At 72.0% G+C, this 21,971-nt stretch carries 19 protein-coding genes and 2 pseudogenes; 17 read left to right on the top strand and 4 right to left on the bottom strand.

The window, feature by feature from the left end:
* Positions 1 to 167: 167 nt before the first annotated feature.
* Together sucC and sucD are read left to right on the top strand one after the other, a co-directional pair.
* Positions 168 to 1,346 (top strand): ADP-forming succinate--CoA ligase subunit beta, encoded by a 1,179-nt coding sequence (gene sucC, locus AB852_RS26825; protein ID WP_073792799.1) that lies wholly within the window; start codon positions 168 to 170, stop codon positions 1,344 to 1,346.
* Between the two features lie 22 nt (positions 1,347 to 1,368).
* The gene (sucD, locus tag AB852_RS26820) at positions 1,369 to 2,250 is read left to right on the top strand and encodes a succinate--CoA ligase subunit alpha (protein WP_073792798.1); all 882 of its coding nucleotides are present in this window, start codon (positions 1,369 to 1,371) and stop codon (positions 2,248 to 2,250) included.
* A gap of 86 nt (positions 2,251 to 2,336) precedes the next feature.
* On the opposite strand, the gene AB852_RS26815 is transcribed toward sucD, so the two are convergent.
* Entirely contained in the window at positions 2,337 to 3,668 is a 1,332-nt protein-coding gene (locus AB852_RS26815) for a helix-turn-helix domain-containing protein (protein WP_073793068.1), read from the bottom strand.
* Between the two features lie 144 nt (positions 3,669 to 3,812).
* Between AB852_RS26815 and AB852_RS26810 the strand changes: the two genes are divergently transcribed.
* On the top strand, positions 3,813 to 5,114 hold the full coding sequence (locus tag AB852_RS26810) for a cell division protein PerM (protein ID WP_143201289.1): 1,302 nt from the start codon (positions 3,813 to 3,815) through the stop codon (positions 5,112 to 5,114).
* Between the two features lie 899 nt (positions 5,115 to 6,013).
* Here the strand turns inward: AB852_RS26810 and AB852_RS26805 are convergent.
* The gene (locus tag AB852_RS26805; protein ID WP_073793067.1) at positions 6,014 to 6,937 is read right to left on the bottom strand and encodes a hypothetical protein; all 924 of its coding nucleotides are present in this window, start codon (positions 6,935 to 6,937) and stop codon (positions 6,014 to 6,016) included.
* Between the two features lie 634 nt (positions 6,938 to 7,571).
* On the opposite strand from AB852_RS26805, the gene purN reads away from it, so the two are divergent.
* Positions 7,572 to 8,189 carry a phosphoribosylglycinamide formyltransferase gene (gene purN, locus AB852_RS26800; protein ID WP_073792796.1) on the top strand — a complete coding sequence of 206 codons (618 nt, stop codon included), beginning with the start codon at positions 7,572 to 7,574 and terminating at the stop codon, positions 8,187 to 8,189.
* Positions 8,186 to 9,766: a bifunctional phosphoribosylaminoimidazolecarboxamide formyltransferase/IMP cyclohydrolase gene (gene purH / locus AB852_RS26795; protein WP_073792795.1), complete on the top strand. Its 1,581-nt coding sequence runs from the start codon at positions 8,186 to 8,188 to the stop codon at positions 9,764 to 9,766. The genes purN and purH overlap by 4 nt, the downstream gene beginning before the upstream one ends.
* Before the next feature lie 97 nt (positions 9,767 to 9,863).
* Here the strand turns inward: purH and AB852_RS26790 are convergent, their stop codons facing one another.
* A complete protein-coding gene (locus AB852_RS26790) occupies positions 9,864 to 10,517 on the bottom strand; it encodes a hypothetical protein (protein WP_073792794.1) in 654 nt (217 codons plus the stop codon).
* 275 nt (positions 10,518 to 10,792) lie between these two features.
* On the opposite strand from AB852_RS26790, the gene AB852_RS26785 reads away from it, so the two are divergent.
* The 5 genes and pseudogenes from AB852_RS26785 (at position 10,793) to AB852_RS26765 (ending at position 18,142) form a co-directional block, all read left to right on the top strand.
* Positions 10,793 to 11,656, top strand: coding sequence for a bifunctional methylenetetrahydrofolate dehydrogenase/methenyltetrahydrofolate cyclohydrolase (locus AB852_RS26785; protein ID WP_073792793.1), 864 nt, complete (start codon positions 10,793 to 10,795; stop codon positions 11,654 to 11,656).
* Positions 11,646 to 12,374 (top strand): DUF3017 domain-containing protein, encoded by a 729-nt coding sequence (locus tag AB852_RS38070; protein WP_245876938.1) that lies wholly within the window; start codon positions 11,646 to 11,648, stop codon positions 12,372 to 12,374. Before AB852_RS26785 ends, AB852_RS38070 begins: the two co-directional genes overlap by 11 nt.
* 337 nt (positions 12,375 to 12,711) lie before the next feature.
* Positions 12,712 to 13,932 carry an NADP-dependent isocitrate dehydrogenase gene (locus tag AB852_RS26775; RefSeq protein WP_073792792.1) on the top strand — a complete coding sequence of 407 codons (1,221 nt, stop codon included), beginning with the start codon at positions 12,712 to 12,714 and terminating at the stop codon, positions 13,930 to 13,932.
* 570 nt (positions 13,933 to 14,502) lie between these two features.
* Positions 14,503 to 15,699 carry an XRE family transcriptional regulator gene (locus AB852_RS26770; protein WP_073792791.1) on the top strand — a complete coding sequence of 399 codons (1,197 nt, stop codon included), beginning with the start codon at positions 14,503 to 14,505 and terminating at the stop codon, positions 15,697 to 15,699.
* Between the two features lie 1,451 nt (positions 15,700 to 17,150).
* Positions 17,151 to 18,142, top strand: a pseudogene (locus AB852_RS26765) (malate dehydrogenase).
* Positions 18,143 to 18,216: 74 nt separating this feature from the next.
* Here AB852_RS26765 and AB852_RS26760 read toward each other — a convergent pair.
* The gene (locus AB852_RS26760) at positions 18,217 to 18,831 is read right to left on the bottom strand and encodes a DUF5753 domain-containing protein (protein WP_073792790.1); all 615 of its coding nucleotides are present in this window, start codon (positions 18,829 to 18,831) and stop codon (positions 18,217 to 18,219) included.
* A 234-nt stretch (positions 18,832 to 19,065) separates the two neighbouring features.
* On the opposite strand from AB852_RS26760, the gene AB852_RS39325 reads away from it, so the two are divergent.
* The 7 genes and pseudogenes from AB852_RS39325 to AB852_RS39945 all read left to right on the top strand — a co-directional run bounded on the left by AB852_RS39325 (position 19,066) and on the right by AB852_RS39945 (position 21,941).
* Entirely contained in the window at positions 19,066 to 19,257 is a 192-nt protein-coding gene (locus AB852_RS39325) for a hypothetical protein (RefSeq protein ID WP_143201288.1), read from the top strand.
* Positions 19,258 to 19,350: 93 nt separating this feature from the next.
* Positions 19,351 to 19,575 (top strand): hypothetical protein, encoded by a 225-nt coding sequence (locus AB852_RS41025; protein WP_073792788.1) that lies wholly within the window; start codon positions 19,351 to 19,353, stop codon positions 19,573 to 19,575.
* Positions 19,568 to 19,888 (top strand): hypothetical protein, encoded by a 321-nt coding sequence (locus tag AB852_RS26745; protein WP_245876937.1) that lies wholly within the window; start codon positions 19,568 to 19,570, stop codon positions 19,886 to 19,888. Before AB852_RS41025 ends, AB852_RS26745 begins: the two co-directional genes overlap by 8 nt.
* Positions 19,889 to 19,931: 43 nt before the next feature.
* Complete coding sequence (tgmC, locus tag AB852_RS26740; protein WP_073792786.1) at positions 19,932 to 21,074, top strand: ATP-grasp peptide maturase system methyltransferase; 1,143 nt, start codon at positions 19,932 to 19,934, stop codon at positions 21,072 to 21,074.
* Positions 21,075 to 21,081: 7 nt separating this feature from the next.
* Positions 21,082 to 21,309: pseudogene (locus AB852_RS26735) on the top strand (hypothetical protein); the annotation flags it as partial.
* A gap of 103 nt (positions 21,310 to 21,412) precedes the next feature.
* On the top strand, positions 21,413 to 21,637 hold the full coding sequence (locus AB852_RS41020; RefSeq protein WP_073792785.1) for a hypothetical protein: 225 nt from the start codon (positions 21,413 to 21,415) through the stop codon (positions 21,635 to 21,637).
* Positions 21,630 to 21,941, top strand: coding sequence for a hypothetical protein (locus tag AB852_RS39945; protein WP_178391126.1), 312 nt, complete (start codon positions 21,630 to 21,632; stop codon positions 21,939 to 21,941). The genes AB852_RS41020 and AB852_RS39945 overlap by 8 nt, the downstream gene beginning before the upstream one ends.
* The last annotated feature ends 30 nt before the right edge of the window (positions 21,942 to 21,971 follow it).

The following is a 21,971-nucleotide window of genomic DNA, read 5'->3' as shown; positions in this document are numbered from 1 at the left end:
ACCACCCGGATTTAGGGTCCCCCGCCCGGCGGGGATAACCTGCGAGACGGACATGCCGCGTGCCCGGCCACCGTGCGCGCCTCCCTAGTGACAGCGGAGTCACGTTGCCCGTCGCGGCACGCCCACGCAGACAACGAACCGCGAGATCACGATAGGGACGGACGCGCGTGGACCTGTTCGAGTACCAGGCGAGGGACCTCTTCGCCAAGCACGGTGTACCGGTGCTGGCCGGTGAAGTCATCGACACGCCTGAAGCGGCCCGCGCGGCAACGGAGCGTATGGGCGGCAAGTCGGTCGTCAAGGCGCAGGTGAAGGTCGGCGGCCGGGGCAAGGCGGGCGGCGTCAAGCTCGCCGCCACCCCGGACGAGGCCGTCGCCCGCGCGACGGACATCCTCGGGATGGACATCAAGGGCCACACGGTCAACAAGGTGATGATCGCCGAGACCGCGCCCGAGATCGACGAGGAGTACTACGTCTCGTACCTCCTCGACCGCACCAACCGCACCTTCCTCGCGATGGCGTCGGTCCAGGGCGGTATGGACATCGAGGAGGTCGCGGAGAAGACCCCCGAGGCCCTCGCGAAGGTGCCCGTCGACGCCAACCAGGGGGTCACCCTGGAGAAGGCCCGCGAGATCGTCGCCCAGGCGAAGTTCCCGGAGGCCGTCGCCGAGCAGGTCGCCGAGATCCTGGTGACGCTGTGGGACACCTTCAAGGCCGAGGACGCGCTCCTGGTCGAGGTCAACCCGCTGGCCAAGGTCGCCGACGGCCGGGTCATCGCCCTCGACGGCAAGGTCTCCCTCGACGCGAACGCCGAGTTCCGCCAGCCGGAGCACGCCGCGCTGGAGGACAAGGCCGCGGCGGACCCGCTGGAGGCCGCCGCCAAGGCGAAGAACCTCAACTACGTCAAGCTGAACGGCGAGGTCGGCATCATCGGCAACGGCGCGGGGCTCGTCATGAGCACCCTCGACGTCGTCGCGTACGCCGGTGAGAACCACGGGGGCGTCAAGCCTGCGAACTTCCTCGACATCGGCGGCGGCGCCTCCGCCCAGGTCATGGCCAACGGCCTGGAGATCATCCTGGGCGACCCGGACGTCAGGTCCGTCTTCGTCAACGTCTTCGGTGGCATCACCGCGTGCGACGAGGTCGCCAACGGCATCGTGCAGGCCCTTCAGCTCCTGAAGGACAAGGGCGAAGAGGTCACCAAGCCGCTGGTGGTGCGCCTCGACGGCAACAACGCGGAGCTGGGTCGCAAGATCCTGTCGGACGCGAACCACCCGCTCGTGCAGCGCGTGGACACCATGGACGGCGCGGCCGACAAGGCCGCCCAGCTCGCGGCTGCGAAGTAAGGGACGAGGTCACAGACACACCATGGCTATCTTCCTCACCAAGGACAGCAAGGTCATCGTCCAGGGCATGACCGGTGCCACGGGCATGAAGCACACCCGCCTCATGCTCGGCGACGGCACCAACGTCGTCGGCGGGGTGAACCCGCGCAAGGCGGGCACCACGGTCGACTTCGACGGCACCGAGATCCCGGTCTTCGGCTCCGTCCAGGACGCCATCGACAAGACCGGCGCCGACGTCACCGTCATCTTCGTCCCGGAGAAGTTCACCAAGGACGCGGTGGTCGAGGCGATCGACGCCGGGATCCCGCTCGCCGTGGTGATCACCGAGGGCATCGCCGTGCACGACTCGGCGGCGTTCTGGGCCTACGCGGTCGAGAAGGGCAACAAGACCCGGATCATCGGCCCGAACTGCCCCGGCATCATCACCCCGGGCCAGTCGAACGTCGGCATCATCCCCGGTGACATCACCAAGCCGGGCCGGATCGGCCTGGTCTCGAAGTCCGGCACGCTGACGTACCAGATGATGTACGAGCTGCGTGACATCGGCTTCACGACCGCCGTCGGCATCGGTGGCGACCCGATCATCGGGACCACGCACATCGACGCCCTGGCCGCGTTCCAGGACGACCCCGACACCGAGCTGATCGTGATGATCGGCGAGATCGGCGGCGACGCCGAGGAGCGTGCGGCGGACTTCATCAAGGCGAACGTCACGAAGCCGGTCGTCGGCTACGTGGCCGGGTTCACCGCCCCCGAGGGCAAGACGATGGGCCACGCCGGCGCCATCGTCTCCGGCTCCTCCGGGACGGCCCAGGCCAAGAAGGAGGCCCTGGAGGCCGCCGGGGTCAAGGTCGGCAAGACGCCGACCGAGACGGCCACCCTCGCGCGGGAGCTGCTCAAGTAGTCCCCACGCGTCAGCGAACGGCCGGTGGGCCCGTACCCGATCAGGGTGTGGGCCCACCGGCCGTTCGCGCTCCGTCCGGCGCCGGGTCAGCGCAGCTCCGGGTGCGTCCGGTGCGGGCCGGTCCGTGGTGCCTCGCGCAGCAGGTCGCGCAGCGCGAGCCGCTCGTCGGTGAGCGGCCCGGGGCCCATCCGCGGGGGTACGCCCCGTACGGTCTCCGGCGGTGCCTCGGGCGGCTCGTACGCGGTGGGCGCGGTGCGCAGGGTCAGCGCCGTCGCGCCCAGGATCAGGACCGTGAAGGCGATGGCCGTCCGGGTCCAGAACCGGGTCCGCCGCTCGCAGCCGGAGCGGACCTCCGCCACCCGGGGCGGTTGCAGCTTCTCGCCGCGCGCCAGCCGGTCGAGCCCCTGGTGCAGCGCGTCCGGGTCGGCCAGCACCGGGAGCCGCTCGGCCACCGACCGCCGGGCGCGCAGCAGCCGGTACGCCGCCGCCGGGGTGCTCGCCTCCGTCTCCGCCGCGGTCTCCGGCAGATCGAGGCCCACCCCGTCGTACAGCAGCAGGGTGCGCCGGTGCATGGGCGGCAGGCTCATCAGGGTGTCCAGCAGCGCGTGGTCCTCGGGACTCGCCGGGGGCGGGTCGGGCCGGCGCAGCGCGGGCCGGAAGCGGTGCCAGGGCGCCATCGCGTACTCGTACGCGGCGGCCCGGACCCAGCCGGCCGGGTCCCGGTCGACCGCGACCTCCGGCCATCGCTGCCAGGCCTGGTGGAAGGCCCGTTCCACGGACTCCTGGGCGAGGGTGCGTCTGCCGGTGAGCAGATACGTCTGCCGGACGAGCGCGGGGGCGCTGTGGCCGTACAGCCGGTCGAACGCCTGGTCGGCGCTCAGCCCGGCGGCGCGTTCCGCGGTGACGAGGGAACCGTCCGCCGCGTGGCGGCGGCCGAACGGGTTCAGGAGGGCGGCGGGCTGCGCGATGGCGTTCAAAGGGGACGTGCCTCCGGGCGGTGGTGCGTGACTGTGGCGGACCTGACCGGCGAGCGGGGGCTTGGTGGAGCGCTGGGCGGACGCCTTGGGCCCGCGGGCGGGGCGCCCGGCGCCGGGGCGGTGACGGGGCGGGGGACCGGCGCCGTCGCCCCGGGCCGGTCCGGGAGGGCCGGGTGCGGGACGGTCCGGCGCGGCCCCGGGCGGCTCGGGTGCGCCGGATGCCTCGGCCGGCGGTGCCGGCTCCCTCGCGATCGCCACGAGGAACGCCGCGTACGCGTCCCGTTTGCGCCCGCGCGGGTCGGTGCGGCCCGTCTCCCACGAACGGACCGTCTCCCGGGTGACGCCCACCCTCGCGGCCACGTCCTCCTGGCTCAGCGACCGCGCCTCCCGCAGCCGCCGGCGCTCCTTCGGGGGCGGCAGGGGGACGGGCTTCCGGCTCACCGCGGACGCCCCGTGCGACGGAACACCGAACGCGGACAGCCGCCCTCCCACCGAGCAGAAAAGTACATAAGCATATTTTGGGCGACACATCCGGTTATCGCCTGTTACGCGGCGAAAGCGCGTGTCGTTGGGAGCATGGCGGGCGTGAACCGGATCATCCCCCGCGCGCCCGCCCCCGCCGTTCCGCCGCCGTCCCCGCGCAACCCATGGCCGCTCGCCCGGGTACGGGAGCGCACGACGGCCCTCGTCACCTCCCTGCTGGGCGGGGCGACGGCCGCCGGACTGGGCATCGGAGCCTGCGCGGTCCTGGTCATGGGCCTGTGGATCAGCTCGCCCTACCCCGACAGCGGACCGGACGGGGCGCTGCGCACCGCCGCCGCGCTGTGGCTGCTCGCCCACGGCGCCGACCTCGTACGCACCGACGGACTGACAGGCGCGGCCGTACCGGTCGGTGTCACCCCGCTGCTGCTGGTCGCGCTGCCCTGCTGGCTGGTCCACCGGGCCGCGCGGGACGCGGTCGGCCCCGGCCCCGGCGCGGTCCCCCTCGCCTGGTCCGGCGTGGTCACCGGCTACCTCGGCATCGTCGCCGGGACCGTCCTGTACGCCGCCGGGGGTGAGCCCCGCCCCTCGGCGGTGTCCGTCGCCGTGCACGTCCCGCCGCTGGTGGCGCTCGCCGCGGCGGTCGGCGTATGGGCCGCGTACGGGCGCCCCCGGCCCTCTTGGCCCCCGGCCCGGCCGTCCTGGGCCCGCCGGGTCGCGCCCCTGCGCGACCACCCCCGGGACGCGGCCGTACGGGACCGGGTCCGGGTGGCGGTACGGGCCGCCGGGGTCGGCGCGCTGGTCCTCGTGGGCGGTGGGGCGCTGGCCGTCGCGGGCTCCCTGCTGTGGCACGGCGCCGCCGTCCAGGAGTCGTTCCCGCAGCTCACCGGGGGCTGGTCCGGACGGCTCACCGTCCTGCTGCTGTCCCTGGCCCTCGTGCCGAACGCGGCGGTGTGGGGCGCCGCGTACGCCCTCGGCCCCGGCTTCCTGCTGGGCGCCGCCCACCCCGTCACCCCCTTCGTACCGGGGTACGAGGGCCCTTTGCCGTCGTTCCCGCTGCTCGCGGCGGTGCCCGGTGCCGGGGGCGGCTGGGAGTGGGTGTCCTGGGCGACCCTCGCGGTTCCCGTCGGGGCGGGGGTCGCGGTGGCGTGGTTCGTGGTCCGGGGGGACGGGGAGGCGGTGCCCGGGCGGGGGCGGGCGGCGCTGCGGGCGCTGGAGGCGGCGGTGTGGGCCGGGGGGATGGTGGCGGGGCTCGCGGTGGTGGCCGGGGGGCCGCTCGGTGTCGGGGGGCTGGCCCGTTTCGGTCCCGTCTGGTGGCAGACGGGGGCTGCGGCGGTGGCCTGGACGGCGGTCGTCGCGGTGCCGCTTGCGGCGGCCCTGGCGGGTCGCCTTCGCTCGCGCTTCTGAGGTTTCCTGTGCTGGGCGTACTTGTCCCTGTGCGGGTCGTCCGTGGGTGCGCGGTTCCTCGCGCCCCTGGGTTTCTTGTGCTGGGCGCGATTGTTCCTGTGCCGTCGCTCGGTGGTTTCGCGCAGTTCCCTGCGGGTCGCCTTCGCTTGGGCTTCCCAGGTCTGTCCGGGTGGGCGTACTTCGTTCCTGTGCCGTCGCTCGTCGTCTTCGCGCAGTTCCCCGCGCCCCTTTGGGGCGCGTTCTGCCGGTTCTTCGGGTCGGTGCCGGTCGGGATTCTCCGTCCTCGATCCGACACGCTCGGTACGACGTTCCGTGACTCGACTGAAGAGCATCGGAGTCTGCGAGCAGAGATTCCCGCCCACCCCCTCCCGCAGCAGCGCGAGTCCGCGAGGAGGGTGCTTTGAACCCCGCCCCCGGTTGCTGAGAGCCCGCAGCCGGACGACAGCCCCAGCCGGACGCCCCCAAAGGGCCGCGGGGAACCCCAGGGACGCGGGGAACTGCGCGAGCAACCACGGGCTACCCGCAGCCGAACGGGAACCGTAAGGGGCGCGACCGAAGGGGCGCGAGGAACTGCGCAAAACCACCGAGCACCCCAGCTGGATCAAGTGGGCCAGGCACAGGAAACCTAGGGGCGCGGGGAACTGCGCACCCACGGACGACCCGTACAGGGACAAGTACGCCCAGCCGGACAGACCTCAGAAGCGCGAGCGAAGGCGACCTGCGGGGAACTGCGCACCCACGGACGACCCGTACAGGGACAAGTGCGTTCAGCCGGACAGACCTCAGAAGCGCGAGCAAAGGCGACCTGCACAGGGAACCCCCGAACCCCCCGGCAACGGGAAGGCCCCCGTCGGTCCCGGGAGGGGACGGACGGGGGCCTGGGGCGTGGGTGGACGGAACTACTCGTCGACGCCGAGGAGGGGGCGGAGGTCCTTCGGGAGGAGGTCCTCGCAGGACTTCTCCGCAGGAACGGTCAACGCGTCCCGCGCGCACACGTAGTAGTCCTGGTACACCAGCTGCGCGGTGAAGGTCGCCGCGACGATCGCGAGCGCGAGCCCACCCGTCACGATCCCGCTGATCGCCGCGGTGGTCTGAGGCCGCTTCCCACCGGAACCGGAACCGGAAGCGGAGCCGGAGCCGGCGGCCGCAGCGGGCGACTTGCCCGCATCGGAAGTGGAAGCGGAACCGGGACCGAAGACGGAGGCGGTGGCGGGAGCCGTGCGGCCCCCCGCCTCCGCGTCGCCGGAGCCCCGCGCCGGGACGCCCCGTACGGCGGAGATCCCCCAGTAGACGGCGAGCGCCCCCAGCAGCAGCGCCACATAGGGCCAGCTGAACAGGGCGAAGAAGAAGGCCCACATACCCGTGAGCAACGCGTACCGCGCACGCCGCTGCCCGGGGTCCGCGGGGTCCCACCGCATCCCGGACGGCGGCCCGTCCTGCCCGCCGCCCTGCTGCCCGGGCCGCTCCCCGAAGCGTCCGCCCGACCTGCCGGGCTGCTGGTCGCTCCACTGGTTGCCCCACGGGCCCTGGTCGTCCTTGCCGGAGCCGTCACCGGACCCCTCGGGAGGCCGGGGCCGCCACGGCTGGTCCGGGCTGCCCTCGGGCGGCGGAGCGAACGGGTTGTCCTGGTCGGACCCGGAACCGGACCCGTTACCGCTCGGGCCGGACGGCTCCGTACCCCCGGAGGAGTCCCCACCGTGCGGCGCGGATGCCCCCTTCGGGTCGGTCTGGCCGCGGTCCCGCAGCAGGACGGTGCTCCGCGGGGACCCGGGCGCGGCGGGCCACGGATGCTGCGGCAGGAGTCGGAGGCTCGGTTCCGGCATCAGATGTGCGACTTCCCCTCGGTGGATCACGATTCCGTGCAGCTCGGTGAACGTGCTGGACACGGTGGGCACGGCCGACCCGGACGGATCGCCGCCGATCACGGTGGATCTCAGTGATGGTACGGGCCACACGTACATACGCGACCGTACGGCCCCTGTCATCAGGACACACCACGCCGCTGACCCGGCAACGAACGGCATCCGGCCGGTGTTCCGCCCCGGCGGCACCGATCCCGCCGTCCGCGCTCCCGCACCCGCCGTGACCGCCGTGTCGCGCACCGTTCCCGCCGCAGGCCCGCGCCGTCCCCCGGCACGGGGACATGACCGCCGTACGCGCGTCACGCGCCGTCCCCGCCCCAGGGACCACGGAACCACGGCCGTCCCCGCCGCGGGCACCGCACCCGTCCCCCGCCGCCGGGCCCGCCCGGACGCCGCCGTCCGCCCCCGACCCGTCCCCTGGGCCCCGCCCACATGGCGGTATCGTTGCTGGCGGTCGGCCGCTTCGTAGAGTTCCCCGTATCCGGGGACGCCAGGCTTTCGTGCGAACGTACGAAGACGCGGGCGACGGGCGGTCCACCCCCCGGCTCACACCGCGCCGCACCATCGAACGCCCCCGCGAGAAAGGGCCCACACCGTGGCCGCCAAGCGCCTCGTCGTGCTGGTCTCCGGATCAGGAACGAATCTCCAGGCCCTCATCGACGCCATCGGTTCCGCCGGACCGGAGGCGTACGGCGCGGAGATCGTCGCCGTCGGCGCCGACCGGACCGGGATCGCCGGACTGGACCGCGCCGCCCGCGCCGGGCTGCCCACCTTCGTCTGCCAGGTGCGGGACCACGACTCGCGCGCGCAGTGGGACAAGGCGCTCGCCGAGGCCACCGCCGCGTACGAGCCCGACCTGGTGGTCTCGGCCGGGTTCATGAGGATCGTGGGCAAGGAGTTCCTCGCCCGCTTCGGCGGGCGGACCGTCAACACGCATCCCGCCCTGCTGCCGAGCTTCCCCGGGGCCCACGGCGTCCGTGACGCGCTCGCGTACGGCGCCAAGGTCACCGGCTGCACCGTCCACTTCGTCGACGACGGCGTCGACACCGGACCCGTCATCGCCCAGGGCGCGGTCGAGATCCGGGACGAGGACGACGAAGACGCTCTCCACGAGCGCATCAAGGAAGTCGAGCGCGAACTGCTCGTCAAGGTCGTCTCGCGGCTGGCCCGCGACGGCTTCTCGATCGAGGGACGAAAGGTAGTTATCCCGTGACCGCCGAAGGTACGCAGACCCCCGAGGGGGCGCAGGTGGCCATCCGCCGGGCGCTGATCAGCGTCTACGACAAGACCGGCCTGGAGGACCTCGCGCGCGGGCTGCACGGGACGGGCGTCGAACTGGTCTCCACCGGTTCCACCGCCGCCCGGATCGCCGCCGCCGGGGTCCCCGTCACCCGGGTCGAGGACCTGACGGGCTTCCCCGAGTGCCTGGACGGCCGCGTCAAGACACTGCACCCGAAGGTGCACGCCGGCATCCTCGCCGACCTGCGCCTCGACACCCACCGCGCGCAGCTCGCCGAGCTGGGCGTCGAGCCGTTCCAGCTCGTCGTCGTCAACCTCTACCCGTTCCGGGAGACCGTCGCCTCCGGCGCGAGCCCCGACGAGTGCGTCGAGCAGATCGACATCGGCGGGCCCTCCATGGTCCGCGCCGCCGCCAAGAACCACCCCTCCGTCGCGGTCGTCACCAGCCCCGCCCGCTACGCCGACGTGCTCGCGGCCGTACGCGGCGGCGGCTTCGACCTGACGGCCCGCAAGCGGCTGGCCGCCGAGGCGTTCCAGCACACCGCCGCCTACGACGTGGCCGTCGCGTCCTGGTTCGCGAGCGAGTACGCGCCCGTCGACGACACCGCGTTCCCCGACTTCTTCGGCGCCACCTTCGAGCGCCGCAGCACCCTGCGCTACGGCGAGAACCCGCACCAGGGCGCCGCCCTCTACGCCGACGGCACGGGCGGCCTCGCGGACGCCGAGCAGCTGCACGGCAAGGAGATGTCGTACAACAACTACACGGACACCGACGCCGCGCGCCGGGCCGCGTACGACCACGACGAGCCCTGTGTGGCGATCATCAAGCACGCCAACCCGTGCGGGATCGCGATCGGCGGCACCGTCGCGGAGGCGCACCGCAAGGCCCACGCCTGTGACCCGCTGTCCGCGTTCGGCGGGGTCATCGCCGTCAACCGGCCGGTGACCGAGGAGATGGCCAAGCAGGTCGCCGAGGTCTTCACCGAGGTCATCGTCGCCCCCGAGTACGAGGACGGGGCGCTGGACGTCCTGACCCGCAAGAAGAACATCCGGGTGCTGCGCGCCCACCAGGCGCCGGCCGCGCCCGTCGAGGTCAAGCAGATCGACGGCGGCCGGCTCCTCCAGGTCGCGGACCGGCTCCAGGCCGACGGCGACGACCCCGCGAGCTGGACCCTCGCCACGGGCGACGCGCTCTCCCCGGGCGAGCTGGCCGAGCTGGCGTTCGCGTGGCGGGCCTGCCGCGCCGTCAAGTCGAACGCGATCCTGCTGGCCCGCGACGGGGCCTCCGTCGGCGTCGGCATGGGCCAGGTCAACCGCGTCGACTCCGCGAAGCTCGCCGTCGAGCGGGCGGGCGCCGAGCGCGCGCGGGGGGCGTACGCGGCCTCCGACGCGTTCTTCCCCTTCCCGGACGGGCTGGAGATCCTCACCGCGGCCGGGGTCAAGGCCGTGGTCCAGCCAGGCGGTTCCGTCCGCGACGAGCAGGTCGCGGAGGCCGCGCGCAAGGCCGGGGTCACCATGTACTTCACGGGCACCCGCCACTTCTTCCACTGACCGCATCCGGTGGCCGCACCCGGTCACCGGACACGGCGAAGGGCCGCGCATCCCCTGCGGGAGGCGCGGCCCTTCGCCGTGCGGAGCGGCGTCGCGGTCAGTACCGGGGACGGTTGAACCAGGCGGACGCCTGGCTGTTCACCATCGACGCGAGGATGATGCCCGCGATCACCAGGGAGACGATCCCGGCGAAGGTGCCGGAGCCGCCCTGGCCGCCGAGGGTGTTGAAGAGTCCGCCGAGGATCATCAGGGACGCGTACACGATGGTCGTGATGCGGATGCCCGAGCCGCCCTTGGAGAACTTGACGCCCAGGAAGATGGACAGGGCGCCCAGCGCGAGGAACAGGGCGGCGAGCACGAAGCCGAGGCCCGCGAGGACATCGGTCTCCTCACCGGCTCCGACACCGTTCGACACGTCCTGCGCGGCACCGACGGCTATCCCGAAGATCAGACCGGCGAGGATCTGGAAGCCGGACAGGACGAACAGCAGCACCCGGGAGGTCTTCATCAGACCGGGCATCTCCATCGGCATCGCCATGCCGCCCGGGTACGCGCCGGGGTAGACGGGCGGGGCCTGCGGGTAGCCGTAACCGGGCTGGCCCGGCTGCTGCTGGGGCTGCTGCGGCTGCCCGGCCTGGGGATAGCCGTAACCGGGCTGGTCGGGCTGGCCGGGCTGGCCGGGCTGCTGGGGCTGCGGGGGCTGGCCGTATCCGGACTGTCCGTAGGGATTGTTCGGGTCGCCGAAGCTCATGGCGGTTACTTCCTCCGTCGGTGGTGCTGGGGACGACGCGGCGTTGCACGGAGGAAGGAGTTCTTTACAGATGCGGCCGTACCCCCCGACACTGCCCGCGGCACTGTGCGCCCATGCTTCTTTAGCTGTGGCTTATTTGTCCAGCCCGGAGCCCCGCACTGTTGTGCAAGTGCAACACCGGTCACCAAGGTGTGACAGAGAGCTCGCCAGGGCGTCCGCCGGGTGGCGGGGCAGCGGATTGGAACCCGGCCCGTGCCATCCGCGAAGATGAACCCATGACCGCCCAAATTCTCGATGGCAAGGCCACCGCAGCAGCGATCAAGTCCGAACTGGCCGTCCGCGTGGCGGCCCTCAGGGAGCGAGGCGTCACGCCCGGACTGGGCACGGTCCTGGTCGGTGACGACCCGGGCAGCCAGAAGTACGTTGCCGGAAAGCATCGCGACTGCGCACAGGTCGGGATCGCCTCCCTCCAGCGCGAACTGCCCGCCACCGCCACCCAGGAGGAGATCGAGGCGGTCGTCCGCGAGCTCAACGACGACCCGGCGTGCACCGGCTACATCGTCCAGCTCCCGCTGCCGCGCGGGATCGACGAGAACCGCGTCCTGGAGCTCATGGACCCGGACAAGGACGCGGACGGCCTCCACCCGACGAACCTGGGCCGTCTCGTCCTCAACGAACCCGCGCCGCTGCCCTGCACCCCGTACGGCATCGTCCGGCTGCTGCGCGCGCACGGTGTGGAGATCAACGGTGCCGAGGTCGTCGTCGTGGGCCGCGGGGTCACCATCGGCCGCCCGATGCCGCTGCTGCTGACCCGCCGCTCCGAGAACGCCACCGTGACCCAGTGCCACACCGGCACCCGCGACCTCGCCGCGCATCTGCGGCGGGCCGACATCGTCGTGGCGGCGGCGGGTGTGCCGCATCTGATCAAGCCGGAGGACGTGAAGCCGGGCGCCGCGGTCCTGGACGTCGGTGTCTCGCGCGACGAGCACGGCAAGATCGTGGGCGATGTCCACCCCGGGGTCGCCGAGGTCGCGGGCTGGCTGTCGCCGAACCCGGGCGGCGTCGGTCCGATGACCCGCGCCCAGCTCCTGGCCAATGTCGTCGAGGCGGCGGAACGGAACACGAACGGTGCCGGCTGACACCCCCGCCTCCGCCCCCGGCCCGGCTCCCGGCGCCGGTCCTGGCCCCGAGCCGGACGAGAACCCGGCAGCCCCTGAGGCCCCGGCCCCTGAGGTCACGGACCCGGGCACGGGTGCCGACGAGGAAGCCGCCGCCGGTACGGGCACCGATACGGGTACGAGTACGGGTACCGGTACGCGCGCGGACGGCGACTCCGACGACACCGGGGCCGACGGGACCGCAGGGAACACCGACGCCGCAGGGACCGCCGAGGCCACCGGCGACACCGAGCCCTCCGGCGAATCAGGGAACACCGGAACCCCCGGGGTCACCGAGGGGCCGCCGGTCGCGAAGATCCGCAACCGCCGGTTCTCCCTCACCCGGGACACCGCGCGGCCCGAGGGCGGCGGCCGGGCGGCCCCGGGCGACGCCCCGGCCCCGGCCCGTCAGTGGCCGATGCTCACCGTGCTCGGCATGGTCGGCGTGGGACTGCTGCTCACCGGGCTCGATGTGTTCCGGGTCGGCACGGTCCTCATCGGGCTCGGGCTGCTGACCGGCGGGCTGCTGCGCTGGGCGCTGCCGTCCGTGGGGATGCTGGCCGTCCGTTCCCGTTTCACGGACATGATCACGTACGGGGTGCTCGGTGGCGCGATCGTGCTGCTGGCGCTGATGACCCAGCCGGACCCGGTGCTGGTGGTGCCGTTCCTGGAGGACACGCTCCACTTCACGATCCAGTAGCCGTCGGGCCCCAGTGGCCGTCCCGTCCCAGAGGCCGTCCCGTCCCGGTGGGCCGTCGGGTCCCGGTGGCCCACCGGCGACGGGCGGTCACCGGTACGGACGGCCACGGACGGTCACCGGAGTCCGTCGGGGGAGTACGCGGGCGAGCCCTGGCGGGGACTTCCGGACGGCTGGAACGGGCCAGGGGTGGACCGGGCTGTTCTCACCGAGGCGGGGTCGAGTATCTTGATGACGAGATACATAGCCGACCGAGCGACGAGTCCGGACCACCTGCGCGGCGCACAGCGCGCAGCGGACCTCGCCGACCAGCCGAAGCGCGAGAGGGACGTTCCACCTCATGGCCAAGATCAAGGTAGCCAACCCCGTCGTCGAGCTCGACGGCGACGAGATGACCCGCATCATCTGGCAGTTCATCAAGGACAAGCTGATCCTGCCGTACCTCGATGTCGAGCTGAAGTACTTCGACCTGGGCATCGAGCACCGTGACGCCACGGACGACCAGGTCACGGTCGACGCCGCGAACGCCATCAAGGAGTACGGCGTCGGCGTCAAGTGCGCCACGATCACGCCGGACGAGGCGCGGGTCGAGGAGTTCGGCCTGAAGAAGATGTACCGCTCGCCGAACGGCACCATCCGCAACATCCTCGGCGGCGTGATCTTCCGTGAGCCGATCATCATGGAGAACGTGCCCCGGCTGGTCCCGGGCTGGACGAAGCCGGTCGTCGTCGGCCGTCACGCCTTCGGTGACCAGTACCGCGCGACGGACTTCAAGGTCCCCGGCCCCGGCAAGCTCACCATCACCTTCCAGCCCGCGGACGGCTCCGAGCCGATCGAGCGCGAGGTCTACGACTTCCCGGGTTCCGGTGTCGCGCTGTCCATGTACAACCTGGACGACTCGATCCGTGACTTCGCCCGCGCGTCCTTCCGCTACGGCCTGGCCCGGAACTTCCCGGTCTACATGTCGACGAAGAACACGATCCTGAAGGCCTATGACGGCCGCTTCAAGGACCTGTTCCAGGAGATCTTCGACGCGGAGTTCAAGGAGCAGTTCGAGAAGGCCGGGCTCACCTACGAGCACCGCCTGATCGACGACATGGTCGCCGCGGCCCTGAAGTGGGAGGGCGGCTACGTCTGGGCGTGCAAGAACTACGACGGCGACGTCCAGTCCGACATCGTCGCGCAGGGCTTCGGCTCGCTCGGCCTGATGACCTCCGTCCTCATGTCCCCCGACGGCCGGACCGTCGAGGCCGAGGCCGCGCACGGCACGGTGACCCGTCACTACCGCCAGCACCAGCAGGGCAAGGCGACCTCCACCAACCCCATCGCGTCGATCTTCGCGTGGACCCGTGGCCTCGCCCACCGCGGCAAGCTGGACAACACCCCCGAGGTCACCAAGTTCGCGGAGACCCTGGAGCAGGTCTGCATCGAGACCGTCGAGGGCGGTCAGATGACGAAGGACCTGGCGCTGCTGATCTCCAAGGACAGCCCGTGGCTGACCACCGAGCAGTTCCTGGAGGCGCTCGACGCCAACCTCCAGAAGAAGATGGCGTCCGCCTGATCCGGCGCCGGCTTCCGGCCGGGCGGTCCGCCGTCCGGCCACCCGCGGGCCCCGACGCCCGCACCGTGGCCCGCACGCTCCCCGTGAGCGTGCGGGCCACCGCCGTGTCCGGGCGCTTGCGGTGACGGGACGGCCGTCCGCGGCGTGGGACAGCCGTCCGGCGGGGGCGCCCGGCGTACGCGGACGGTCCCCGCGGGCGTACCCCGGCGCGGTACGGTGACCGCCGGTAGGCCACGATGTGGCCTTCCGGTGCTTACAGGTGGGTCCAGGTGTGTCCCTGGGGTGTCCGCCGCGTACGGTGCGTCACCGGGACGGTGCCGGGGTGTCCCGGCCCGGTATCAGAACCCGGGGTTCCGTATCGCGGACGCCCCGGGCGGTGGGACACTGGCGCGCAGGCGGCGGACTTCCCGCGCGCAAGGCGCGCGGCGAAGGAAGTCCGAACGCTTCCGTGCGCCCCCTGGGCGGGAACTGGCATCCCGGCTCCGGGCATCCCTGTGGGTACCAGAACGGGATGAGGCACGGGGTCACGCACAGGGACGTACACGTACGTTCGGGGGATAGGGGGACGCAATGCCTCGTTGGAAGGAACTCCCGGAGGAACTGGACCCACAGGTCAAGGAGTTCACCGGACAGCTCCGCAGGCTGGTCGACCGCAGTGGGCTGGGTATCGCCGCGCTGTCGGACCGCACGGGCTACAGCAAGACGTCCTGGGAGCGGTACCTGAACGGCCGGCTGCTCGCGCCGAAGGGCGCGATCGTGGCACTGGCCGAGGTCACCGGCACCAACCCGGTCCATCTGACGACGATGTGGGAGCTGGCGGAACGCGCCTGGAGCCGTTCCGAGATGCGCCACGACATGACGATGGAGGCCATCCGGATCTCCCAGGCGCGGGCCGCGCTCGGGGAGACCGGCGGCACGCCCACGCGGGAGCGCGGCGGCCGGGCCCACAAGGCGCCCGGGGGCCGTCCCGCGGGTGCCGGCGCCCCCGCCGGACGGCCGGGCCGTCCCGGCGCGCGGGGCGGCGCGCACGCGGCGCCGGGCGCCCGGCGCCCGGACCCGGCCCGTTCCGACGCCTCCGGCAACGACGTCACCTTCGAGAGCGTGCGCTACCAGGGACACTTCGGCGGAGCCGTGCCGAACGGTCCGGGGACCCGTCCCGGAGCCCGTCCCGGTTCCCACCCGGCCGCCGCCAACGGCGCGATACCTCCCGGGGGACACCGGTCCACGGGGCACGGTGGCGCGCCCCAGGGCCCCGCCGGGTCCGGGTCCGGTACCAAGCGGCGGACCACGATGTTCCTCGCCGGGGTCGTCGGCACGCTCGCCGTGATCGCGGTGGCCGTCTGGGCGACGGGTCTCGGCGGCGGTGACGGCGGGGCCCAGGCGAAGCCGTCCCCGTCCGCGAAGCCCAGCAAGCCGGTGCTGCCCGCCGGGGTCGAGTGCAGCGGCAAGGACTGCACCGGTCAGGACCCGGAGACCATGGGGTGCGGCGGCGAACTGGCCCGTACGACCACGACCGCCCGGGTCGGTACGGCCACCGTCGAGGTCCGCTACAGCAAGACGTGCGGGGCCGCGTGGGCGCGGATCACGCAGGCCGCGGGCGGGGACCGGATCGACATCGCGGCCCCCGGCGCGGCCAAGCAGGCCAGTACGGTCGAGGCCACGGCGGACACGGACGCGTATACGCCGATGGTGGCGGTCGGGGCGGCGGGCGACGCGAAGGCGTGTGCGACGGTCCGGGCCACGGCCCGCAAATCCTGCACGGAGTAGCTGTCCAGCTCGGCCGGAGGCTCCCCCCTGTGCGGGTCGCCTTCGCTTGCGCTTCTGGGTCTGTCCGGCTGGGCGTACTTCGTTCCTGTGCCGTCGCTCGGTGGTTCTGCGCAGTTCCCCGCGCCCCTTTGGGGCGCGTCCGGTGGGTTCTTCGGGTCGGTGCCGGTCGGGATTCTCCGTCCTCGATCCGACACGCTCGGTAAGACGTTCCGTGACTCGACTGAAGAGCATCGGAGTCTGCGAGCAGAGATTCCCGCCCACCCCCTCCCGCAGCAGAGCGAGTCCGCGAGGAGGGTGGTTGAACCCCGGCCCCGCTTGCTGACAGCCCGCAGTCTGATCGCCAGCCCCAGTTGGGCGCCCCTGCAGGGGCGCGGGGAACTGCGCAAAAACAAGGACGGCCCGCACCCGAGGAACGACCGCAATGGGGCAGCATCCAGGGGCGCGAGGAACTGCGCACCCCCGAAGTACCCGCACAGGTACAGGTACGCCCAGGTGTGGAACCCCAGGGGCGCGGGGAACTGCGCAAAAACGAGGACGGCCCGCACCCGAGGACCGACCGCAATGGGGCAGCACCCAGGGGCGCGAGGAACTGCGCACCCACGAACTGCCCGCACGGGAACAAGGTACGCCCAGGTGTGGAACCCCAGGGGCGCGAGGAACTGCGCGAAAACGAGGGCGACCCGCACCCGAGGAACAACCGCAATGGGGCAGCATCCAGGGGTGCGGGGAACTGCGCACCCCCGGACAACCCGCACGGGAACAGGTACGCCCAGGTGTGGAACCCCAGGGGCGCGGGGAACTGCGCACCCACGGACGACCCGCACAGGGACAAGTACGCCGGGCACAAGCAACCCAGGGGCGCGGGGAACTGCGCACCCCACGGACGACGGCACAGGGACAAGTGCGCCCAGCACAGGGGACCTCGGAAGCGCGAGCGAAGGCGACCCGTTTTCAGCCGAATCCAAGCCGAAGGCACCCGCACGGACACCCGGCCAGGGACTCCGCGAACCCGCCCCGAACCCCACGGGACCCCGGGCGGCATCCCCGGGAAATTCCCCCGCATGGAACCCCCGGACGGGGGCAAGCGGAGAAGTACCCCCACGGGAGTGGCCACACCCCCCGGGCGGCCGTCCGCCCCGTTCTCCCCCCTCCGGGCCGGACGGCCGCCGTGCCTCGCTCCTGTGGGGGTGATGAGCCCCGCGCGAGGAACCCCACCCCGCCGGACGGCCACAGCAGGGATTCAGCCGCTCCACCGCCCCCGCACCCCGTTGTGGGGTGGGCCACAGGGGCCAGCCCATCCGTGACGGCCGGGGCGCGATAGCCTGACCGACGGATCTCTCTTGACGCCAAGAGATCGATCATCCGCACCGATGATCGATCAGACGCGCGCCGCGTGGGGTCCCGCATCCGGGGCAGGGACGCCCCACCGCCAGCCTCATACGGAGAACGCCATGACCCGCACTCCCGTGAACGTCACCGTCACCGGCGCGGCCGGCCAGATCGGTTACGCCCTGCTCTTCCGCACATCGCGTCAGGCCAGCTGCTCGGCGCGGACGTGCCGGTCAAGCTGCGGCTCCTGGAGATCACCCCGGCGCTGAAGGCCGCCGAGGGCACCGCGATGGAACTCGACGACTGCGCCTTCCCGCTGCTCCAGGGCATCGACATCAGCGACGACCCCAACGTCGCCTTCGCCGGTGCGAACGTAGCCCTCCTCGTCGGCGCCCGCCCCCGTACCAAGGGCATGGAGCGCGGCGACCTGCTGGAGGCCAACGGCGGCATCTTCAAGCCCCAGGGCAAGGCCATCAACGACCACGCGGCCGACGACATCAAGGTCCTCGTCGTGGGCAACCCGGCCAACACCAACGCGCTGATCGCCCAGGCCGCCGCCCCGGACGTCCCGGCCGAGCGCTTCACCGCGATGACCCGCCTGGACCACAACCGCGCGCTGACGCAGCTCGCGAAGCGCACGGGCACGACCGTCGCGGACATCAAGCGCCTCACCATCTGGGGCAACCACTCCGCGACCCAGTACCCGGACATCTTCCACGCGACGGTCGGCGGCAAGAACGCGGCCGAGGTCGTGAACGACGAGAAGTGGCTGGCGGAGGAGTTCATCCCGACCGTCGCGAAGCGCGGTGCCGCGATCATCGAGGCCCGTGGCGCGTCCTCGGCGGCCTCCGCCGCGAACGCCGCGATCGACCACGTCCACACCTGGGTCAACGGCACCGCCGACGGTGACTGGACGTCCATGGGCATCCCGTCGGACGGCTCGTACGGCGTCCCCGAGGGCCTCATCTCCTCCTTCCCGGTCACCGCGAAGGACGGCGCGTACGAGATCGTCCAGGGCCTCGACATCAACGAGTTCTCCCGCGCCCGCATCGACGCGTCGGTGCAGGAGCTCGCGGAGGAGCGCGAAGCGGTCCGCGCCCTCGGTCTCCTCTGACCCGCGCCCGCACGAACCCCCGCCCCCGGCTGCCACAGGCGCCGGGGGCGGTGTCACGCCCGGGGCGGACCGGCTCACCGGAGCGCGGCCAGCTCCTCCCGGATGAGGTCCCGGGCGGCGTCACCGTAGACGGCGGACCGCTGGAGCAGCGCGAACGCCTTCTCGTAGACGGCCAGGTCCGCCTCGTCGGTGATGTCCAGTCCCGAGGCGATGGTCTCCACATGCACGAGCTTGCCGTCGAAGATCCCGAAGCTGTGCCCCGGGAGCCCGGCCAGCTCGGCCCGTGAGGGGATGATCCCCAGCAGCAGCCCCGCACGTTCGGTGGCCGCCAGCAGGTGCGCGAGTTGCCCCCGCATCACCTCCACGCCCCCGAACCTTGCGCGCAGCGCCTGCTCGCCGAGAAGCGTGTGGTACGAGCGTCCGTCCCGCCCGATGAGCGCCGCCCTCGCGGTGCGGGCGGCGACACCGGCCTCGATGTCGTCCGGGACGCCGTGGAAGTTCACGACCCGCTGGAGAACGGCACGGGCGTAGTCGGCGGTCTGGAGGTTCCCCCAGACGAGTTCGGCACAGTAGTGGCGGGAGTCCTTCGTCCGCTGGACCAGCCCGAGGAAGCCGTCCTGCACCGGACCGGTTCCGTTGCGCAGCACCGTGGACCAGGCTTCGTGGACGCGGGCTTGAGGAGTCGTCATGCCTCCACCATGCCCATGGCGGCACCGTCCGCGCACATCAAGTCCTCCGGGCTGCGGGCGTATCCGGCGCCCGGCCGACCGGACGCGCCCCCGTTCACCCGTGCGGTACCGGCGCGGACCGTCCCCGCCTCCCGGCCAGGGGCGTGTGCGCCGGGGCGCGCGCGACCGCGAGGCAACTCCGCGCGCTTCCGCAAGGCTCTTGAGGTGTGGTGGACCTGCGCCGACGCTTTCCTCATGAACCCTCAGTACTGCTGTCGATGCGGAGTCCTGACCGAAGATCCCGTCCTGGTCGAGGCGGTGCACAGCGCGAGCGGCCCGGGCCTCGACATCTACGCGTGCCGCGACCACACCTTCCGGGTACCCGCCGCGCTGACCCCGGCGGCGGCACTGGAGTCCGCCTTGCGCGGGAGCCACGGGAACGGGTGACAGGAGCTCGGCGGAGCGTTGCGCGTAGCTCGTTCGGGCGGTTCGCCTCCTTCCGGGCAGCCTGTCCGGTCCCGGTGCGTGGAGCGTGGTGGCATGGGAATCGGCGACCGGCATCAGAAGAAGGATGTTGAGGCTGCACTGAAGCGCGCGGAGGGGGCGGGCTTGAAGGTGACGCACGACAAGAACCGGCATCGGTGGGGATGGGTGATCTGCTGTCCCTGCAACGACTCCGTGAGAGTGCATGGCACCCCCCAGAGCCAGGGGAACGAGGCGAACAAGATTGACCGATTCACAGAGAGGCACCGGAACTGTGCGTAACTGGTACTTCAACCTCGTACTGGACGCCCCGCTCACCGAGGAACAGTCCAACACCCTGGATCACCTCGACCGCTTCAACGACGGGCGGATCGGCCTGGCGGAACGACCGGGGTACAGCCGGTTCATGTGTTCCTTCGAGGCCGGGACGCTCACGGAGGCCGTGGCGGAAGCGCTGGACTTCTTCGAGGACTTCCCCGGCGTCCTGATCCGAAGCGTTGAGATCGACCATTTCGATCTCCGTCACAACGGCATGGCGACCCCCGCGGTGGTTCCCGCCCCGCCCCCCGCCAAGGCGGCGCCGTCGGCTTCGTGACATCGACGAACAGCCCGCTCCCTTACGGCAAAGGCCCCGGTACATGAGCACATCGGCTCAGCTTCGCAGCGCCCTCGTGGACAGACTCACCGAGGACGGCAGCCTCTCGGACCCCGGGTGGCGCGGCGCCGCCGGAGCGGTTCCCCGCGAGCTGTTCACGGGGACCTACTTCATGTCGGTGGCGGGCAGCGTCCCGACCAGTTACCGCCCGGTCCGGGAGGGCGAGCCCGGATGGCTGGAGGGGGTCTACTCCGACGCGACGCTGATCACTCAACTCGACGGCCGCATCCGGCCCGACGACGTGACCGAGGGCGCCGTGCCCGGCTCCCCTTCGTCGTCGTCCACCCTGCCGTCACTGGTGCTGCGCATGTGGCATCAGCTCGACGCCGAGGACGGGCACCGGGTGCTGGAGATCGGCACCGGAACGGGCTACTCGACCGCGCTCGGCGCGTACTGCCTAGGGGACGCCGGTCTCACCAGCATCGAGTACGACCCGGTGGTCGGCGGGGCCGCGGCCACGGCGCTCAAGGCGGCCGGGTTCGCGCCTCGGCTGATCATCGGTGACGGGCTGCGCGGCGACCCGGACGGCGGCCGGTACGACCGGATCGTCGCCACGTGCTCGGTCCGGTACATCCCGCTCCCGTGGCTGCACCAAGTACGGCCGGGAGGCAAGATCCTGGTCACCCTCTCCGGGTGGAGCTACGCCAACGCCCTCGCGTTGCTCGACGTGACCGGTCCCGGAGAGGCCACGGGCCGGTTCCTGCCCGGATACACCAGCTTCATGATCGCCCGTCCGCACGACCGGCCGCCCCGCCCGGCACTGGCGCTGCTGCCCGGCGACGAGCGTCCGAGCCGGATCGACCCCGCCCAGCTCGACGACTGGACCGGCGGTTGGGTGGCTCAGCTCGCGGCGCCGTCGGCCGAACGCATGGGTGCGGGAGCGGAACAGATCCTCTGGGACGTGTCCACCGGCTCGCAGGCCCGGACAGCACCCGACCGCGATGGCGGGTGGACCGTCGTGCAGCGTGGTCCCATCCGTCTGTGGGACCAGGTCGAGCGGGCGGTACAGCGCTGGCAGGCCGTCGGCGGACCCCACCAGGAGGCATTCGGCATCACGGTCTCGGCCGCAGGCCAGCGCGTATGGCTCGGCACCGAGGACGGCCCCGGCTGGGACCTGCCGATCTGACCTGGAGCGCATCAGTCGTGTGGAGAGTCCGGGGCACACGAGGTTCAGTTGCCTCATCGGGGCCGAGACCCTGACCGAGGCGATCGCGGAGGCGCTGGGACTCTTCGCGGACCTGCCCGGAGTCCTGGTCCGCAGTGTCGAACTGGACGAGACCGCGTTGGACGACAACGGCATGTGGACCCCGGCCGTGATCCCCGCGCCGCCCTCGGTGGAGGCGTCGCGGTCTCCGTCGTGACAGCCGAGGGCAACGACAGCGGAAGAGCCAAGGCGTAGCTCGATCGGGCGGTTTGCCTCCCGCCCGGCGCCCTGTCCGGCCCCGGCGCGTAGAGCATGCTGACATGGGAATCGGTGACCGGCATCAGAAGAAGGATGTGGAGGCGGCACTGAAACGCGCGGAGCGGGCGGGCCTCAAAGTGACGCACAAGAAGAACGGCCACAATTGGGGGTTCGTCCTCTGTTGTCCATGTCAGGCGGATATTGCGGTGTACTGCACCCCCCGGAACACCGGAGACCTGGCCCGGGACATCGATCGATTCACGCGGAGGCACGAGGATTGTGCGTGACTGGCGCTTTACCCTGCATCTTCAGGACTCCCTGACTCCAAGGCAGTTGGACACCCTGTTCGGCTTGGAGAGCTTCAGCGATGGACGGACCAACCTGGTCAGGGGTCCGGACACGGCCGAGTTCTGGTGCACCTTCAAGGCCGAAACTCTGACTGACGCGATCGCGGAGGCGCTGGGCCTCTTCGAGGATCTTCCCGGAGTCCTGATCCGCAGTGTCGAACTGGACGAGATCGCGCTGGACGACAACGGCATGTGGACCCCGGCCGTGGTCCCCGCCCCGCCCCCGGTGGAGGCGGCGCCCTAGTTGCTGTGACGCTCGTCGGCTGACATGCCC

Origin of the sequence: Streptomyces uncialis, from assembly GCF_001905345.1 — a bacterium.
Lineage (GTDB): Bacteria > Actinomycetota > Actinomycetes > Streptomycetales > Streptomycetaceae > Streptomyces > Streptomyces uncialis.
Note: the sequence above shows the minus strand (reverse complement) of the source record. Positions and strands in the feature narration are given on the sequence as shown.

Coding starts and splice junctions, on each gene's coding strand:
- sucD (WP_073792798.1), top strand. CDS start 1,369: ATGGCTATCTTCCTCACCAAGGACAGCAAGGTCATCGTCCAGGGCATG.
- AB852_RS26805 (WP_073793067.1), bottom strand. CDS start 6,937: ATGCCGGAACCGAGCCTCCGACTCCTGCCGCAGCATCCGTGGCCCGCC.
- AB852_RS26790 (WP_073792794.1), bottom strand. CDS start 10,517: ATGAGCTTCGGCGACCCGAACAATCCCTACGGACAGTCCGGATACGGC.
- AB852_RS26785 (WP_073792793.1), top strand. CDS start 10,793: ATGACCGCCCAAATTCTCGATGGCAAGGCCACCGCAGCAGCGATCAAG.
- AB852_RS26775 (WP_073792792.1), top strand. CDS start 12,712: ATGGCCAAGATCAAGGTAGCCAACCCCGTCGTCGAGCTCGACGGCGAC.
- AB852_RS26770 (WP_073792791.1), top strand. CDS start 14,503: ATGCCTCGTTGGAAGGAACTCCCGGAGGAACTGGACCCACAGGTCAAG.
- AB852_RS26760 (WP_073792790.1), bottom strand. CDS start 18,831: ATGACGACTCCTCAAGCCCGCGTCCACGAAGCCTGGTCCACGGTGCTG.
- AB852_RS39325 (WP_143201288.1), top strand. CDS start 19,066: ATGAACCCTCAGTACTGCTGTCGATGCGGAGTCCTGACCGAAGATCCC.
- AB852_RS41025 (WP_073792788.1), top strand. CDS start 19,351: ATGGGAATCGGCGACCGGCATCAGAAGAAGGATGTTGAGGCTGCACTG.
- tgmC (WP_073792786.1), top strand. CDS start 19,932: ATGAGCACATCGGCTCAGCTTCGCAGCGCCCTCGTGGACAGACTCACC.
- AB852_RS41020 (WP_073792785.1), top strand. CDS start 21,413: ATGGGAATCGGTGACCGGCATCAGAAGAAGGATGTGGAGGCGGCACTG.